The 16,985-nt window shown below is 56.1% G+C and carries 15 protein-coding genes; 7 read left to right on the forward strand and 8 right to left on the reverse strand.

The annotated features are described in order from the left end of the window. The first annotated feature begins 10 nt into the window (after nt 1–10). Both NKF25_RS12650 and NKF25_RS12655 read left to right on the forward strand, forming a co-directional pair. Entirely contained in the window at nt 11–466 is a 456-nt protein-coding gene (locus NKF25_RS12650; protein ID WP_253227029.1) for an LUD domain-containing protein, read from the forward strand. Further along, the gene (locus tag NKF25_RS12655) at nt 463–2,667 is read left to right on the forward strand and encodes an LUD domain-containing protein (RefSeq protein WP_253227030.1); all 2,205 of its coding nucleotides are present in this window, start codon (nt 463–465) and stop codon (nt 2,665–2,667) included. The genes NKF25_RS12650 and NKF25_RS12655 overlap by 4 nt, the downstream gene beginning before the upstream one ends. Before the next feature lie 64 nt (nt 2,668–2,731). Here NKF25_RS12655 and NKF25_RS12660 read toward each other — a convergent pair whose 3' ends face one another. The 3 genes from NKF25_RS12660 to NKF25_RS12670 form a co-directional block, all read right to left on the reverse strand. Beyond that, on the reverse strand, nt 2,732–3,598 hold the full coding sequence (locus NKF25_RS12660) for an amidohydrolase family protein (protein ID WP_253227031.1): 867 nt from the start codon (nt 3,596–3,598) through the stop codon (nt 2,732–2,734). Nucleotides 3,599–3,670: 72 nt separating this feature from the next. Further along, nucleotides 3,671–4,699, reverse strand: coding sequence for an LLM class flavin-dependent oxidoreductase (locus NKF25_RS12665; RefSeq protein WP_253227032.1), 1,029 nt, complete (start codon nt 4,697–4,699; stop codon nt 3,671–3,673). A 2-nt stretch (nt 4,700–4,701) separates the two neighbouring features. Next, nucleotides 4,702–5,916, reverse strand: coding sequence for an enolase C-terminal domain-like protein (locus NKF25_RS12670; protein ID WP_253227033.1), 1,215 nt, complete (start codon nt 5,914–5,916; stop codon nt 4,702–4,704). 178 nt (nt 5,917–6,094) lie between these two features. Here NKF25_RS12670 and NKF25_RS12675 point away from each other — a divergent pair, with 178 nt between their 5' ends. Beyond that, a complete protein-coding gene (locus NKF25_RS12675) occupies nt 6,095–7,126 on the forward strand; it encodes an alcohol dehydrogenase catalytic domain-containing protein (protein ID WP_253227034.1) in 1,032 nt (343 codons plus the stop codon). Between the two features lie 497 nt (nt 7,127–7,623). On the opposite strand, the gene NKF25_RS12680 is transcribed toward NKF25_RS12675, so the two are convergent. Continuing rightward, nucleotides 7,624–8,388 (reverse strand): IclR family transcriptional regulator, encoded by a 765-nt coding sequence (locus NKF25_RS12680; protein ID WP_253227035.1) that lies wholly within the window; start codon nt 8,386–8,388, stop codon nt 7,624–7,626. A 161-nt stretch (nt 8,389–8,549) separates the two neighbouring features. On the opposite strand from NKF25_RS12680, the gene NKF25_RS12685 reads away from it, so the two are divergent. Beyond that, nucleotides 8,550–9,890, forward strand: a complete 1,341-nt coding sequence (locus NKF25_RS12685; RefSeq protein WP_253227036.1) for an MFS transporter — start codon at nt 8,550–8,552, stop codon at nt 9,888–9,890. A 112-nt stretch (nt 9,891–10,002) separates the two neighbouring features. Further along, nucleotides 10,003–10,308, forward strand: coding sequence for an L-rhamnose mutarotase (locus NKF25_RS12690; protein ID WP_253227037.1), 306 nt, complete (start codon nt 10,003–10,005; stop codon nt 10,306–10,308). Nucleotides 10,309–11,075: 767 nt separating this feature from the next. On the opposite strand, the gene NKF25_RS12695 is transcribed toward NKF25_RS12690, so the two are convergent. From NKF25_RS12695 to NKF25_RS12710, 4 genes are all read right to left on the reverse strand, one after another. Further along, a complete protein-coding gene (locus tag NKF25_RS12695) occupies nt 11,076–11,819 on the reverse strand; it encodes a 4-carboxy-4-hydroxy-2-oxoadipate aldolase/oxaloacetate decarboxylase (RefSeq protein WP_342766327.1) in 744 nt (247 codons plus the stop codon). Nucleotides 11,820–11,960: 141 nt separating this feature from the next. Continuing rightward, the gene (locus NKF25_RS12700; RefSeq protein WP_303647139.1) at nt 11,961–13,025 is read right to left on the reverse strand and encodes an alcohol dehydrogenase catalytic domain-containing protein; all 1,065 of its coding nucleotides are present in this window, start codon (nt 13,023–13,025) and stop codon (nt 11,961–11,963) included. Then, the gene (locus NKF25_RS12705) at nt 13,026–13,940 is read right to left on the reverse strand and encodes an NAD(P)-dependent oxidoreductase (RefSeq protein WP_253227038.1); all 915 of its coding nucleotides are present in this window, start codon (nt 13,938–13,940) and stop codon (nt 13,026–13,028) included. Nucleotides 13,941–14,199: 259 nt separating this feature from the next. Next, on the reverse strand, nt 14,200–14,973 hold the full coding sequence (locus NKF25_RS12710; RefSeq protein WP_253227039.1) for an IclR family transcriptional regulator: 774 nt from the start codon (nt 14,971–14,973) through the stop codon (nt 14,200–14,202). Nucleotides 14,974–15,145: 172 nt separating this feature from the next. On the opposite strand from NKF25_RS12710, the gene NKF25_RS12715 reads away from it, so the two are divergent. Next, on the forward strand, nt 15,146–15,796 hold the full coding sequence (locus tag NKF25_RS12715; protein WP_253227040.1) for an MBL fold metallo-hydrolase: 651 nt from the start codon (nt 15,146–15,148) through the stop codon (nt 15,794–15,796). A 140-nt stretch (nt 15,797–15,936) separates the two neighbouring features. Continuing rightward, on the forward strand, nt 15,937–16,914 hold the full coding sequence (locus NKF25_RS12720; protein ID WP_253227041.1) for a TRAP transporter substrate-binding protein: 978 nt from the start codon (nt 15,937–15,939) through the stop codon (nt 16,912–16,914). The last annotated feature ends 71 nt before the right edge of the window (nt 16,915–16,985 follow it).

Raw genomic sequence — 16,985 nt, forward strand, 5'->3', positions numbered from 1 at the left:
TACCCAGTCAGTGCCACTGACGCGTGTCGTATCGGCGGATGCAACGGACGAACTCGTTGAACTGATCGAGCCGCCCGCAGTCGGTGTCGAGCTTCCGTTCGAGAGCGTGGACCTCCCCGAGACGGTCGTCCAACACCCCTCACCGAGCGACTTGGCCGCTGCGAAGACCGGTATCACGACGGTCGATTCCTGTGTCGGCGGCTACGGTTCCGTCGTGATCAACGACCGTGGTAACGGGGCGGAACCGATCAGTTTGTTCGCGGAAAAACACGTCGCTGTGGTCGCCGCGAGTGATGTCGTCCGGTCGATGAACGATGCGCTGATCGACATCGGCGACCGCGTCCGGAACGGTCTGTCGAGTTCGGTTATCGCTACCGGTCCCTCGGCGACCGCAGATATGGGAGAGCTCGTTCAGGGAGTACACGGCCCGGCGTCCGTACACGTCCTTCTCGTAACCGACCGATGAGTGACCGACAGCAAACGGCCGCTCACATTCGTCAACTGATGGCCACCGAAGGAGCTGCAGTCGAGCAGAATACACGGGGATTCAATGCGGGTCGATACGACTCGGTGTCCGACCTCGAGAATTATGAGGGGCTGAAGGACGAGGCTCGGAGCATCAAAGCGGACGCCATCGAGCGCCTATCCGAACTCATCGATAGGGTGACCGAGACGGTCGAGCAGAACGGCGGAACGGTCTATCTCGCCGATGATGCTGCGGATGCGAACCGCTATGTTCACGAAGTCGTTCGGAGCGTAGACGGTGAATCCGTGGTCAAATCGAAGTCGATGACGACCGAGGAGATAGAGCTCAACGAAACACTCGTGAACAACGATATCGATGTCTGGGAGACCGATCTGGGGGAGTTCGTCTTGCAGGTCGCCGACGAAGCACCGAGTCATCTCGTCGCTCCAGCCATCCACAAGTCCCGTGAGGACATCGCACATCTGTTCAACGAATACTTCGACCTCGACGAGCCGTTGGAAACGGCGGAAGAACTGACACGGTTCGCCCGGGATTATCTCGGTGACCGTGTGCGTGAGGCAGATGTCGGAATCACGGGGGCGAATTTTATCGCGGCAGACACGGGCACGCTCGCGTTGGTGACGAGCGAAGGAAACGCCCGGAAATGCGTCACCGCAACTGACACGCACGTCGCTGTCGCGGGTATCGAGAAGTTGATTCCCTCGTTCGAGGACTTACAGCCGTTCATCGAACTTATCGGGCGGTCGGGAACCGGACAGGACATCACATCCTACATTTCGCTGTTCACGCCACCGGTGGATACACCGACCCTCGACTTTTCGTCCGATGAGTTCGGCTCAGCGGCGGACCGCGAATTCCATCTCGTCTTGGTGGATAACGGACGGTCCTCGATGCGTGAGGACGATCAGTTGCGGGAAACCCTGTACTGCATTCGATGCTCGGCCTGTGCGAACTCGTGTGCGAATTTCCAGCACGTCGGGGGTCACGCCTTCGGCGGTGAAACGTACACGGGCGGTATCGCCACCGGTTGGGAAGCCGGTCTCGGTGGTGAGGACGCAGCAGCGGAGTTCAACGACCTCTGTACAGGTTGTTCTCGCTGTGTCAACGCTTGCCCGGTGAAGATCGACATTCCGTGGATAAATACGGTCGTTCGGGATCGGCTCAACAACGGCGAGGAGTCCTCGAAATTTGATCACCTCGTCGAGGGGCTCCTCCCGGATGACGAGGGGGGCCTCGACCTTCAAAAACGCCTATTCGGAAACTTCGAGTTGCTCGCGAGGTGTGGCAGTTTGACGGCCCCGGTCTCGAATTGGATCGCGAGTACCGCCCCAGCACGTACGCTCTTGGAACGGGTCGCCGGTGTCGACCCTCGTCGCGACCTCCCCTCGTTCCAGCGTGAGACCCTCGTCGACTGGTTCAGGGCACGTGGCGGCTCCCACGTGCCGAAATCGAGTGCCGACCGCGAGGCAGTTCTCTACGCCGACCTCTACACGAATCACGTGCTCGTAGAGCGCGGAAAAGCAACCGTCAGGGTCCTCGAATCCCTCGACATCCACGTATCCGTTCCCTCCGTGTCTGGGAGCGGCCGCGCCCCGCTTTCACAGGGGATGATTTCGACGGCCGAATCCCAGGCGGGTCGTGTTCGTGACCGACTTCGGCCGTTCGTGGACGATGGTGTCGATATCGTTGTGATCGAACCGTCGGACTTCGCCATGTTCGATCGCGAGTACGAGAAACTGCTCCCACAAGAGGACTACGAATCACTCGCCGAGAACAGCTACGAAGTGATGGAGTACATCTACGGCTTGCTTTCGAACGATGCAGACGTCTCCTCGCTCCGATCGGTCGACGGCACGGCCGTCGACTATCACAGCCACTGCCAACAGCGTACATCGGGGTTGGAACCGTACTCGACTGTTGTGCTTTCCCGATGTGGGTTCGATGTCACGACGTCCGACGTGGAATGTTGCGGAATGGCGGGGAGCTTCGGCTACAAGAGCCAGTATTACGAACTCTCGATGGACGTCGGCCGAGAACTGGAAACGCAGTTCACACGGGAGGATGCGCTTGGAGGAAATGCGCTCGTCGCAGCGAGCGGAACCTCTTGTGTGGAACAGTTGAGTGACCTCCTGCCACGGGATGTCGTCCATCCAGTTGAGCTGATCGCACCACCACGGTAGGAATGCTCCAATCCATCGGTTCTCGGCAGATATCGTTCCGACTTCCCCCCGAATCCGAGCGGTGCTATGGATCCACGTGCCGACGGAACGCTCGCTCGGTCAACCATTCCCGATCCGTGTCCGAGAGCCCCTCGACGTGTTCTACCCAGGAAACCGCCTCATCGTACGTCGCCTCGTCGCTGACGTTCGGATAGTCCGACCCCCAAATCACTCGTTCGCGGCCAAATTCATCGAGCATCCAGCGAACGTGGTCGTGAACGTCGGCATACGGAAACCCCTCTTCCGACCGATGAACGATTTCCGATACTTTCACGGCGACGCTTTCGTGTTCGGCGAGTTCGGAAAACTGTGAGAATGCGGATTCCCGTGGCGGTACCGACGGGTCCGTGTGGGCGAAATGGTCGAAGAGATACGGTAGCTCCGGATAGGTTTCGACGAGTTCGATGGCCTGATCGAGTTGCGTTTCGTCCGCGAGGATTTGGACGATGGCACCCGTTTCGCGGGCGGCGTTCCAGAACTCGGTCTCTTCGATCGCGTCGCGGAGCCACGTGACCGAGGCATCGAACGATTCCCACATGGCATCGTACGGGCATGCTGCTCCCAGTCGAAAGCCGAGCACTCGTTCGGTATCCATCGCGTTCCGGAGCGTATCGGCCGCTCCATCCGCAAACGGATCGACCATGACGACGCCGTAGAGGCGCTCCGACTGGGCGACGCAGTCGACCGTGTACGAGTTATCCGTCCAGTCACAGATGGGATAGCCGACGACGACGGCCTCGTCCACACCGACCGTGTCCATGTCGGCGAGGAGGCGTTCTGAAGTGAAGGCCGTGTGGACGTCGAAGCCATCGACTAGGTCGATTATCGGCCCGTTCGACCAGGGACGCTCGGGACTGGGATATCCCCACGCGTGTGTATGAGTGTCTATCATACGTCACTGTTCGTTTTCTTCCTATTAAAAACATCCATTGAAAAATCGGTCCGACGACATCGGGTGTCTCCATCAGGAAAACTGGGGAATCACCTCGTCGGCGAACAACTCCATGCCTTCCAAGTCAGGGAAATCGACGAACCAGCCCTGGAACTTCGTCACACCGGTATCGATTCGATCTTGGATCGCCTCGGCACACTCCTCGGGCGTTCCCATCACGAAGTATTCACGCGCGTCCGCTTCCGTCGTGATGTCCGGCTGATCCTGGTACTCCTCCTCGAACTGGATGGGGAGCATTCGGTCGAGCATCCGATCGAGCTTTTCTTCGTCGCGTGTACAGATGACGTGGCCGTCCCACGAGTACGTAAGTTCGTCCGGATCACGTCCCACAGTGCTACAGTGGTCCTCGATGACGCCGATTTTGTGCCGGAGCGTCCCGACGTCACCGTTGAACACGTCGGTGTTCCAGACGTCCGCGTGCTTCGCGACGAGCTTCAGCGTCACCTGTTCGCCCTGGCCGCCGACGAGAATCGGTGGATGTGGGTCTTGTACGGGACCTGGTGTGCAGTACGCGTCCTCGATTTGGTAGTGGTCGCCGTCGAAACTGACGCCGCTCCCATCGTCCGCCCACAACCGTTTCATGAGGCGAATACTTTCGTCGAGGCGCATCAGGCGTTCGAATCCGTCCCGATACTTCCAGCCGTATGCATCGTACTCGGGTTCGTGCCAACCAGCTCCGAGCCCGAGTTCGAGGCGGCCATCGGAGACGACGTCGAGCGTGGCGGCCATCTTCGCGACGAGCGCGGGATTCCGATAATCGTTACAGAGGACGAGTGATCCCATACGGATATCGTCAGTCATCCCGGCGATGGCACTCAGGAGCGTCCAGCACTCGTACTCCGCGTGATCACGGCCGAGCATGAGGTGATCGGGCGCCCAAACCGCATCGAAACCCAACGCTTCGGCTTTCAGAATTCCCTTTTTCGTCGCCTTCCAGTCCAACTCTTCGTACATCGGCGTGTCGCGGTGGACCGGGTCGTCACCCTCGTCAGGTGCGCCCGCGAACACCGGAACGTTGTACTCGAAGGAGATGTCGGACATGATTACTCGATGCTGAAGTGTTCAAGCGCTTCGCGGTTCAATTCGGAACTGGTTCCGGTGCCGTCCGGGAGGGGTATCGTTCCGTTCTCGGCGTTCGGCGGGTTCGCGTAAATCGCATCAGCGTACGTCGAATCACGGTCTTCGGCTTCCCGTTGGCGTTCTTTGTACCACTCCGGAATCGGGAAATACTCCGCCATCGGAGCGTTCGTCGACGCCGCGATGAAGTGAAGGTGCGGGTTCGTCCCGCTGTGGGGAATCACTGGAACATCGTGAGCGCTCGCCATACTGTCTATCTTCAGGAGCTCGGTGAGGCCACCACAGCGGTGTACGTCAGGCTGGAGGATGTCGACGGCTCCCCGTTCGAGGAGCTCCTTGTGACCCCAGCGAGTGAACTCGTGTTCGCCGCCGGAAATCGGCATCGGTGCGGACTCCCGAACCTCGGCGTAGCCGTCGATATCGTCGGGAATGACCGGTTCCTCGACCCACTCCATATCGTACGGTTCGAGGCGGTCGAGCATCTTTTTCGCGTACCGGACGGTCCATCCCATGTACGCGTCGCCAGCGATCGCGATCTCGTCTCCGACGGCATCGCGAACGGTTTTGATGATCGCTTCGTTCTCCTTCATACCGGCTCGACCGGCTTCGGGACCGTAGCGGAAACGGAGCTTCATCGCTTCGAAGCCCTCCTCGGCGTACTGAATCGCTTCTTCGGCGAGTTTCTCGTGATCGACAGGGTGGAGATTGCTCGCGTACGCGGGAATTTCGTCCTTCGTCGGTCCTCCGAGCAGTTCGTAGACCGGCTTTTCTACCTCTTTACCAGCGATGTCCCAGAGTGCGAGGTCGACGGCACTGATCGCTTCGATGGCGGCCCCTTTTCGCCCGAACGGGATCGTCGCCCGATACATCATGTCCCAAAGGCGCTCGCGCTCCGTCGGATCCTCGCCGACGATGAGCTTCGCAAGCGTCTCTTCGACGATGGTCGAGATGGCCCCCGTCGCCCAATTGCCTGCGCCGACCCCGGTGATCCCGGCATCCGTTTCGATTTCGACGACGACGTCACCGACCGGACCCATCCATTTGCGGCGGGCCTGCGGGTTGTCCCCATCGGCATTGTTGTACTCGTCGAATTTACTCATCACGGTGACGAGCGGGAATTCGACGAACTCGCCCCACGAATCCGTGCTTACGTTCGTCGACCTGACACTAGTGATCTCCATTGGATACCTCCGTCTGCGTTATCGCTTTCTGTGCCATACCATCTCTAGGATGGTACAACATTGTCTTAAAGGTACCTAGGTAATCGATGGTTGGAACTTTACCCGGAAGTATAAGTATTATGCGGAATTAGCAATAGACAACGCCGTCGGCTGTAGTTTGTCGACAAGGTACCCAAAAATGCAAGCAATTGTTCAAACAGGAGCGGAAACTGTCGAAGTACAGGATCGTGAAAAACCGAGTCCGAATGCAGATGAAGTGCTTATCCGCGTTCATACCGCCGGTATCTGTGGAAGCGACGCCCATGCGTACAAGTACGATGGAGGGTACGAGTGGATTCCCATTCCCCGGATTATGGGTCACGAATACTCGGGCACCGTTGAGGCGGTCGGTGCTGACGTTACCTCGTTCTCACAGGGCGATAAGATAGTCGAGGAACCGATCCACCACTGTGGGAAGTGTTTTCAGTGCAAGAACGGACAGACGAACGTCTGTCAGGATTTCTCGATCACCGGGATGCACCGCGATGGCGCGTATAGAAATTACGTGACCGTCGAGCCACAACACCTCCACCGCGTTCCGGATGGCGTTCCGCTCGATGAAGCTGCGCTCACGGAGCCGACTAGTATCGCCGCGCGGGCGGTCCTCACACAGTCGGATCTCCGACCGGGGGAGTCAGTTCTCGTCCAAGGTCCCGGCCCAATCGGCGTGTTGACGGCGGCGGTTGCCGACTCGATCGGCGCGGATGTCGTCGTCTCCGGTCTCGACAAGGACACCCAGTATCGGCTGCCGTTGGTCGAAGAGCTCGGAATCGATACGGTCAATGCGCAGAATACTGACGTAGAGTCCCTCGTCGATGAACGAACGATCGGCGGCGGATTCGACGTGATCTTTGATGCGACAGGTCATCATTCCGGCGTCGAGACCGGAGTCGAACTCGTTCGGAAAGGTGGTCAAATCGTGATGGTCGGAATCCCGAACGGGCCGAGTACCGTCGCGTTTACCGATTCGGTCCGCGGTGAAGTCGACGTCAACACATCCTACGGTTCGACGTGGCGCAACTTCGAACAGGCGCTCCGCCTCATTGAGAACGGATCGGTGGATGCATCGACGATCATGGACACGTCGTTTTCCACGTCCGACCCGTCCCGTGCCTTCGAAGCCTTCCTCCACTCGGAAACCTGCAAGCCCGTCTTCTCTTTCGCCAACTGACCGTTTTTCGTTCGCGTTTCCGACCTGAGTCGTGAGGATATTTTCGTGGAAGGTGCGAAAGAGAGGGACATCCCGTATCCAATACTTACTCGGTTTGCTTCGATGCTACTGATAAACACCGGTCAGTCTATTCTACTCCTCTTCGCGGCGCGTCGATCTACTCTCGCACTCTCAACGGACAGTTAGAAAGCATGGGGGAGTGGCAAAACGGAAATATTCATCGACAATTTGTCCTTTTTCGGCATCGCCGGAAATGATGTTGTATTGCCGTTACATCAATAGTCATGTAATGGTGTTCTGGGAGGGGGTGTACGCCGTCAGACCGATTCCGCTACCGATTGAAGGCTGATCGGTACGTTGTACTCCTGTTTTGGGTTTCTCATGAGAGGGAGGATTCGATCGTTGCTATTCCGTACGGCGAGTTCAAGAAACAGAGAATTGATGCATCGAATTATCGGATATCGGTCGATACCCCGCCCCATTGGAGCGATTTCCGCTTATTCCGAATACTTCAAGTTCACCTCGATGACGTTCGCCGCGCTTTTCACGCGCTGTGGGAGGTCGTTTTCCATTCGATCACCCTGCATTCGACTCATCGGTCCGGAAACGCTCACAGCTGCGATGACTTCTCCACCGTCTCCGATGATTGGAACTGCCACGCACCGCATCCTGTCTACCCGCTCCCCATTGTCGGTGGCGTACCCTCGATCTCTGATCGTTTCCAACTCCTCGAACAGGGTTTCACGGTCGGTTATCGTGTTTTCGTTCACCTGGACGAGTCCATGTTCGTCGATGATCCGCTCGATTTCCCTTCTCGGTCGGTTCGCCATGATCACCTTTCCCATCGCAGTCGTGTGAAGGGGAACTCTCATTCCGGGATGCGTATCGATGGTAACGGCGTTTTCACCTTTCGCCTTGTAGAGGAAGACGGCTAACCCGTGCTCTTCGATCCCCAAATTGGCGTGTTCGCCGGTCTCAGTGGCTAGATTTTCGACGACTGGACGTGCCACCCGGTATACTCGCATGCTCTTGCGAGCGTATCCTCCGTATTCCAAGAATCGAGCACCGAGGCGATATCCGTCCGGTGTATCCACGATGAGTTGTAGCTTCGTGAGCGTCGTCAGGTGATCGTGAGCCGTGCTCTTGGGGACGCCAACGTGTTCGGCAATCCCGGAAAGTGTTGGCTCGTCCAATTCTTTGATCGCATCGACGATCTGAATCATCGTTCCAGCGGATTTGACGCGGAGATCTCGTTGCACCATGTCAATTGTATACATACAAGAGCTCAGTATTAATCGTTCGGTATTACCCAACGCTTCGTCCGGGAGTTCGACCAGTACCCGTCTCATTCACTCCTTGAATCCGGCTTCGTGGATAAAAGATAACCACAATGCTTTTGTAACGTTAGAAAATTAGGTGAGGTATGGGATCATCCCTCACGGATAGTGGTGAACTTACTCGTGAACATTGGCGTTGGGTAATCCTCGCATCGATGGCGGATTATATCGATGCAGGGTCGATCGTTGCCGGGGCAGCGGCACTTTCGATTTGGGCCAACGCGTTTCACATGAACGATTCACTCGTCGGATTGTTAGGCGCGTTTAGTTCGAATGCCATCTCGGCCGGTGTCGGAGCATTGATCGGTGGACGGCTTGGCGATAAAGTCGGCCGAAAGAAGTTGTATCAGTACGACTTACTGGTGTACATCGTCGGCGCGGCGATACTCATGCTCGCGAACTCACAATGGGTTCTGATCCTCGGATACTTGATCCTAGGACTCGCCGTCGGTGCGGACATCCCGACCTCGTGGGCCTTGGTTTCGGAAATCTCGCCGTCGGGCTCGCGAGCGAAACTAATGGGTCTCGGGAACATATTCTGGTACATCGGTCCGCTCGTTACACTCGGTCTCGCGTTGTTAGTTAGCGACATGGGCATGCTGGGAGTACGGATCCTCTTCGCCCATCTCATCGTTGTCGCAGCCGTCACCTGGTATCTTCGCCGTGGTCTCGTCGAGTCGGAACGATGGAAAAAAGCCCATTCGGAAGAAGAGTCCTCGGGTTCGGATCGCGACGGGACGACTATGGGAACGAGTTCGAAGATCCACCAACTGTTTTCCGATGCCAATCTCCGCTCCTTGGTGTTCGTCACCAGCGTGTACGGCCTCTGGAATCTGGTTGCGGGAACGTACGGGTTCTTCCTCCCGTATATCCTCCACTCGGTCGGTGGGTCGAGCCCTGCCGAGGGTGACGCGCTTCAGGCGCTCTGGTTCATCTCCGCGATCATCTCGGTCGCATTCGTCTTCATGCGATACGGTGATCGACCGAACCGTAAACCGCTGTACATCGTGAGTGCGGGAATGCAGACGCTCGCTTTCGTTCTGTTCATCTTCTTCCCGGTGTCGAACACGATGGTAGCCATTGCGAACGTCGTTCTCTTTGGCTTCGGACAGGGAATCGCGGCGTGGCCGCTCTATCGACTCTGGTCGGTCGAACTCTTTCCCACCCTATTACGGGGCACTGCTCAGGGAGTTATCACCGGGATTCTACGTATCGGCCTCGGGTTTTGGAGCTTGTTCCTTCCGATACTCACGAGGAATACCGGTTTCAAGACGGTCGCGACGATAATGACCGCGTTTCTGCTATTTACATTGATAGTCGGAACGCTCTTCCTGCCGAATACGGGCGGGAAATCCTTGGAGGAGATTCAGCGCGAGCTTCAGTCCACTACTACGGTCTCGACCTCGACCGAAGTGACTGAAGACTAACGGGAAGATACGATTCGACAGACGACTCGTCGGCTTCTTTTTTCTTCACTCGCTAGTGACGCCCAACGATTTTGAGAAAAATCTTTACTGACTCCCAACGTACGAACTGAATATGGAGCGAGTAGCGTTTCATTTAAAGATAGTGCAAGGAAAACGGGATGCGTATCGTGAAGCCCATCAGAACGTCTCCGATGCTCTGGAGGAAGCGTACCTCACTTCGGGCGCGGGGATCGAATCCTACAGCGTTTTCGAAGGAGACGGGCACGTATTCGGGTATCTGGAGGTCGAAAATCCGGATACCATACGCCGCGTGATGGAGACGAGCGAAGCCCAATCGGAGTGGGACGAGATAATGGAACCGATTCTCGAAGACGACGACGAAGAAATCTGGCTGGATGAAGTGTATCGAATGAAATAGATGCAGTGAATAGCGAGGGTCGAGACCAAATATTCCAAAACTATTTACCCAAAATTGTGGCTACCTCTAACAATGGCCAATTTGGATAATATATGGCGAATATTATTCAGGATATATTCAATGATATGGGAATTATTTGCCAATCTCGCAGACTGTGGTTGTAACAGCGTACAAGCAGGGTATTCTATACGCGGACTGGGATGGTCCTCCCTCAAGGGTGTCTACAATCGGCTTCAGTGATTCGAGGAAGAGTGATTTTTGATCAGATAGTGGTACACCCGTCCCGATCGACGTTCACAACCCTCGTACGAATATAACCGGGATGAACAACCACCTTGGACGATCACCGTAAAATTTCGGATTCAATACGGATGAATGGGCCACTTCGATTTTACGGCGTCGATACCAGAGAAGTTTGACGTCGAATACTCCTGTACGAGTGCCTACCGTGTTTCCAAACTTCGTGTGTAACTATTTTTGGATTTATGTACGCGTTCTTCGTTTCTCGAATCGTATCCGTGACCGAGCGATCGATCGACAAAGAAACGAGTATCTCGAAACTCTCACTTGCTATCGTCTTCGAATACTCCCTGCCCAAAATAAGTAGATCTACCGTTGACCGTTTTTGGGGTTGTTAGCGGTTTGAACTCCACCGACAGATCCAGATTGGTGACTCCTAACTCGATCGGGGTGGCCAGTACACTCTCCGGACCGGCTGTGGTCTGTACTGTTACTCCGCGATCAACCCTATTCACCTGTTCGTAGCGTTATTGGACCGAATCTTCGGGGCCGACGACGTCCATGTCCTCGTAGAGCTTGTTGTATCCTTTCGCTTCATAGAGGTACGTACCACCTTCCACGAGTTCGCGCGTGTCTCCCTCGGCGGCGAATTTCTCACGGGCGGCTTCGAGCACCTCCTCCGCGTTTTCACCGGGAACAACAGTCACACCGTCATCGTCACCGACCAGGATATCGCCCGGATCGACCGCGACTTCGCCACACGTCACAGTGACGTTGATCGATCCAGGGCTCTGCTTCAGCGGACCCTGTGGGTGGATCCCCCGAGCGTATACGGGGAACTCCATCTCCTCGATATCTGCACTATCGCGGATCGCACCGTCGATGATGATGCCGGCGAGGTCGTTCGCCTTACAGGAGGCACACATGAGTTCGCCGAGGTGGGCAGTTTCGACGTAGCCATTTGCATCGATGACGAGCACGTCGCCCGGTTCGGCCATCGTGATAGCTTTGTGGATGATGAGGTTATCACCTGGCTCGGCTTTCACAGTCACCGCAGTTCCCACGAGGGTCGCTCCGTCGTATACCGGCTTGATCCCGGAGTCCATCGCGAAGCGCACATTTCCCGTCACATCCGACGCAACGGAACTGGGGATCCCTTCGAATCCTTCAACGACTGTACTATCAGGTCGTTCTATCTCTGGCTCTACAGTATGCACACTTCTCAAAATGTAATTACCGTACCTTAAACTATCGGTCCCGTAATCCATCATTCGTATCTGACCCTGCGGGGAGCGTCTCCTCGAATGCCCAGAAAGCCTTCGAGGCGTTGCTGAATGGGAAGTTGTGCGATGTCGTTTTCGATATCGCAGAAATCGAAGAAGCGAAACAAAACGATCAGTGATCAGTACCGATTATCGGAACGAGAACATGGGCTTGCAGGTTTGTCCGGCGAGGAAGTCCTCAAACGCTGACGTAGGATCGTCGCTATCGTATCGGGTATCGATGATCGTATCCACGTTGACAGCGCCGACTTCGAGCACGTTCACCGCCTGCTTGTAGTTCTCCCGCGTTGCCCCGTAGGAGGTTTTGACGTCGCGCTCACCGCGGACGATCGGTGAGAAGAACAGTTCACTCGCCTCACCGGGTAGGCCAACGACGATTACCTCACCGCCTTTTCGTACATACTCGACGGCTGTCTCAACGCCGCTTTTGTGACCGGTCGTGTCGAATACCGTGTCGACACCGATCCCATCGGTTACCTCCTCTACGTACTCGTTGAGATTCGTCTCGCTGATGTCGACGGTTTCTATCCCGAGTTCCTCGGCGAGCGGCAGACGGTACTCCGTGTCTTTTCCGAGTCCAGAGACGATGACGTGTGCGCCAAGTGAGTCGAGCAATGCGGCGATCAGCATACCGATCGGTCCCGGTCCTTGAACGAGGGCTGTATCTCCGGGGGTCACGTCTGCCCGCTCGTAGGACGCTCGTGCTGCAATCGCGAGCGGCTCCGTGACCGCAGCGTGGCGTGTCTCGATCTTATCGGGAATCACGATTAGCTGGTTCGCGTCGACAGTCGTGTACTCCGAGTAAGCACCGTCGGTCTCCATTCCCACGAGCGTCGTATTTTGACAGACGTTCTCCTCGCCGATTTCGCACTGGTGACACTCTCCACAGGGATGGATCGGGATTTCGACCACCGTCTCACCGACCGAGACACGGGAGACGTTCTCGCCGATTTCAACGACTGTGCCTACGTATTCGTGACCCATCACGCGTGGCATCTTTACCCATTCGAACCCATCCATTTGCAAGTATGCGTGGACGTCGCTGCCACAGACGCCAGCGTACTCGACTCGAACCAGAACCTCGTCGGCGCTTGGACTCGGCTGACTCACTTCCTGCACTTCGACTTCTTCACGACCAGTTTGAACGATGGCTTTCATCGTCTTGCCTACCGGTTTGTTGGATTGGCGCGCCATTTAGTTGGGGGTCTGAAGTGTGTTCGGCGGGCTGTCCCATTCGGATGCATCGTCCTGTGGTTCGTAGCCGAGGACAGCCTTCGCATGTTCAGTGTCGAACCAGCGGGCGGCGTTGTCACTGACTGCGTAGAACGCGTCGTACGTCACTGTGTCGTCCTGTAGGCAGCATTCGAGTAGGTGTGCGAAATCACGCTGCGAGGTCCAAGTCGCTTTCAGTCGCTTCACCATCCGCTCGTACTCCTCGCTCCCGCGCTCCCAAGAGCCAGTCTGAGACTGGTCCCAGACCTCGCCTTCCTCGACTGTATCCTCGTCACCGCGTTCGACACCGCGTTCGGCGTCCCCGTATGGATGGTCGTAAGCTTCTGTACGGACACTGGAAATCCGGAGTGCGTATACCTGTTCAGGTGCGCCGTCCCGACGGGCGTGAACCTGACAGATATGTTCGCCGAAGACCTTCGATGCACCGTAGTAACCGTCCGGCTTTGGGAGGGTTTCGTGGGTGAGTCGAAGTGGATCGTACTCGCTTGGATACTCCTCTTCGTAGAGTTCGGGTTCGTGTTCCTCTTCGTAGAGACCCATCGCACGCTGTGAAGAGGCGAAGACGAGTTTCGGGACGTCCGCTTCTTTCATCGCTCGCAAGACGTTGTAGGTGCCGACGATATTCGGTTCGATGATTCCTTCAAAGTCGGCGCCGGCGTCTGACTGGGCCGCAAGATGGATTACGGCATTTTGACCGTCGAACGCGGGTCGGATTGCTTCGTAGTCAGAGATGTCTGCGACGTGCGTCTCGTACTCAGGGTGGTCGTTCCGGTCGAGGAAGGTGAACTCGTAGTCCCCCTTCTCAAGGAGATGGTTCATGATCGCCTCTCCGGCCTCACCGTACGGTCCGGTGACCAGAACTCTTTGCTTGCTCATCGATAGGGAAATGCGCAACTATCGTTATATATCTTTTTGTCGACCTTCTAGAGCTGCGTCTCACAACCCGGGTATACTCGACGCTAACAGCCGATCCGCGTCTATTCGACAGATCCGATTCCTGAGATGGATCGATCTGGAGCTTCAATATTATTGAACCACGCTGTCGAGAGATCCTTCCCGTGACAGTGATATCAGTGTAAAGACAGGGTCGGGCATCCATTACACTACTATGCTTGTAATTCAGATGGGTGGTGAGCTAATACTGCTTGAGTTTTAGCTCGATTATGTTCTTTTTATCGAACAGTTCGGGGGCAATCTCGTCTTCAATTCGCTCGTCGCTCATTCGGCTAATCGGCCCACTGAGGCTGATTGCACCGAGCACCGAGTGATTCTTCGACATTATTGGAACAGCGGCAGCACAGACGCCGCCGAAGTGCTCACCGCGATTGATGGAGTATCCTCGTTCGCGAATCGTTTCAAGGTCGCTCATCAACTCCTCGTAGTCGTCGATAGTACCCTCCGTTGACCGCGGGAGTCCACGACGTTCGAGAATATCTTCACACTTCTCCTTCGGGAGATGAGCAAGCATCGACTTACCCGTCGCCGTCGTGTGCATGTAGAAGTGATCACCGAGCGGAGCGTTGTCGTCGATCGACTCTGCGTTCTCGGACTTGTACAGTTGCACCATATATCCGTTCTCGATCGTCGCGAGGTTGGCGATTTCGCCGAGTTGCTCCTGGAGATCGTCAACTTCGTTTTTCGCCGCCCGGAAGAGGGGCATCTCATCGCGGAGTTCCCCTCCGGTCCGGAGAAAGAGGAGACTACAGTGGTACTCACCATCCGATTTCACCACATAACCGCTATCCACGAGGGTTGCTAAGTGAATGTGAGTCGTGCTCATCGGCATATCCAGCGCCTGCGCCACGGCCGAGAGCGTCGCCGGCCCATCCGTCCGCAGGTATTCGATCATATCGAAGGCCTGCTTGACGCTTTTTAGCGTCCGACGCCCGTCTTCGTTCTCCTGTGTCATAGTTTCTCAAAGGAATAAGGGCGTGATAAGACCTCCGAAAACTTCGACTATGTTGAAATCCAGTCTCGGCATCGATTGGATAGTTTCGTGTGCGCACTCGACCGCCTGGATAGGCGTTGTACCCCGTTTTTCGGTAGATTTATCCAATACGCTGCTCGACTATTCCACCGGAATGACTGCCGAAGAGGTAACAGACGGTATCTACAAGGTACAGTTCGAACATGTCCGAGTGTACATCCTTGAGGACGTCCCCGAGGGTAAGACGACTCTCATCGACACTGGGTTCGACGAGAATGGCGAGGAACTCGTCGAGACGATTCGTGAGGAGTTTGGAACGATAGATCGAGTGATCCTCACTCACGGTGACCACGGGCACCACGGTGGCCTCCCGTTCGTCATGGAGGCGTTCGAACCGGAGTTCCTCGCGGCCGATGACGAAACCAAACTCTACGAAGCAATCGACTACGAACCGGACCATCGTTTCACGGATGGCGATGTCCTCGACGGAAATATCGAGGTCATTCAAATACCTGGCCACACGAAGGCGACGTCTGCACTGCTCCTCCGCGACCGCGACATCCTCATCTCGGGGGATGCGCTCGACGGCGCCGACCGCGCCGGATTACCTGCGGGCTATCTCCTCCCGCCGCCGGCCCTGTTCAACGATGACCACAAGGCCGCGGAAATCAATCTTTACGACCTGCTCCAGTACGACTTCGATACCGTCCTCGTCTTCCACGGGTCGAACGTCTTCGAGAACCCGAAGGGGAAACTTGACGATTTTCTCGTCGAGCGGGAGTGGGATCCGCGGCCGGATAACTGACCCGTTCGGCGCGTCGTTGTTAATTGTTCATCACAATCTTTATTATAGATGGGTCGGGTCGGATTAGTATGGTGCATGACCAGACAGCGCAGTCTCGGCGGAGCCTATTAAAAAAGAGCGGTGCGGCACTCAGTATCGGGATGGCCGGCCTCGCAGGTTGTTCCACTAACAGTGATTCGAACTCACAATCGGGCGGCGATACGCAGACGATTACGCTCGCGACGACTCAGCCGCCGAAGAATATCTCGGTGAAGGCCGCGAAGAAGCACTTCATCCAGCCTCTCGAAGAGAAATCCGACGGAGAGATTTCAGTCAACCTGAAAGCTGGATCACTCGGTGGAACGGAGGACAATCTCGATGCCCTCGAAAGCGGGACGGTCGACATCCTTCACGAGAGCCCGACCGCCCTCGCACAGCGGTGGGCGTCCAAGTACTCCTTCGCTGGTGACCCGTTCGTTATCAAAGACATGGACCACTATCAAGCGGTCACGGACAAGTACCTGAAGCCGGACGACGGTCTGAACGGGATTCTCAAGAAGAACGGTGTCCAACTGGGTGATGCGTTCTATGTCGGCAATCGTGGTTTCACTAGTAATTCCACAGTAAAGACCCCCAAAGACGTACAAGGCATGAAACTCCGTCTCCCACAGTACGATACGTGGACCAAAGTCTGGGGAGAAATCGGAGCGGATGTCACTCCGGTTGCGTATGACGAACTCTACTCGGCACTCCAAACAGGCGTCGTCGATGCCTCCGAAGGCCCCATCTCGCAGTTCCTTTCGGTCAGCCTCTACGAGGTTCAGTCACACTTCAGCGTCACAAATCATTTGCTTGGCACGAAGCACTTCCTCTACAATCAGAAGTTCATGAAGGGGCTCAGTGACGACAATCGTGACCTCATCACGTCGACCGCGAGTGATGCCGTGAAAAAGATGACCGACCAGATCAAGAACAACGAGTCGAGTCTCTACGAGGAAGCGAAACAGAAAGGAACAACCGTCGTTCCAGCGGATAAGGTGGACCGTAAGGCTTTCGTGAACGCCGGAATGCCAGCGCTCAAGCAGCTCTCGAAGAACAAGTGGGCAGTCAACATCAACGACATCCTCAACCTTGGATAGATTCCCAGCTCCCATAGATGATCAGCGGTAGGACACACCACGGTCGAGTCCGTATCGCACCACGTTGATCG

Source organism: Haladaptatus sp. AB643, assembly GCF_024136975.1.
GTDB lineage: Archaea > Halobacteriota > Halobacteria > Halobacteriales > Haladaptataceae > Haladaptatus.

Coding starts and splice junctions, on each gene's coding strand:
- NKF25_RS12680 (WP_253227035.1), bottom strand. CDS start 8,388: ATGGTGCAACGAGATCTCCGCGTCAAATCCGCTGGAACGATGATTCAG.
- NKF25_RS12660 (WP_253227031.1), bottom strand. CDS start 3,598: ATGATAGACACTCATACACACGCGTGGGGATATCCCAGTCCCGAGCGT.
- NKF25_RS12690 (WP_253227037.1), top strand. CDS start 10,003: ATGGAGCGAGTAGCGTTTCATTTAAAGATAGTGCAAGGAAAACGGGAT.
- NKF25_RS12695 (WP_342766327.1), bottom strand. CDS start 11,819: ATGATGGATTACGGGACCGATAGTTTAAGGTACGGTAATTACATTTTG.
- NKF25_RS12715 (WP_253227040.1), top strand. CDS start 15,146: ATGACTGCCGAAGAGGTAACAGACGGTATCTACAAGGTACAGTTCGAA.
- NKF25_RS12675 (WP_253227034.1), top strand. CDS start 6,095: ATGCAAGCAATTGTTCAAACAGGAGCGGAAACTGTCGAAGTACAGGAT.
- NKF25_RS12670 (WP_253227033.1), bottom strand. CDS start 5,916: ATGGAGATCACTAGTGTCAGGTCGACGAACGTAAGCACGGATTCGTGG.
- NKF25_RS12720 (WP_253227041.1), top strand. CDS start 15,937: ATGGCCGGCCTCGCAGGTTGTTCCACTAACAGTGATTCGAACTCACAA.
- NKF25_RS12655 (WP_253227030.1), top strand. CDS start 463: ATGAGTGACCGACAGCAAACGGCCGCTCACATTCGTCAACTGATGGCC.
- NKF25_RS12705 (WP_253227038.1), bottom strand. CDS start 13,940: ATGAGCAAGCAAAGAGTTCTGGTCACCGGACCGTACGGTGAGGCCGGA.
- NKF25_RS12710 (WP_253227039.1), bottom strand. CDS start 14,973: ATGACACAGGAGAACGAAGACGGGCGTCGGACGCTAAAAAGCGTCAAG.
- NKF25_RS12685 (WP_253227036.1), top strand. CDS start 8,550: ATGGGATCATCCCTCACGGATAGTGGTGAACTTACTCGTGAACATTGG.
- NKF25_RS12665 (WP_253227032.1), bottom strand. CDS start 4,699: ATGTCCGACATCTCCTTCGAGTACAACGTTCCGGTGTTCGCGGGCGCA.
- NKF25_RS12700 (WP_303647139.1), bottom strand. CDS start 13,025: ATGGCGCGCCAATCCAACAAACCGGTAGGCAAGACGATGAAAGCCATC.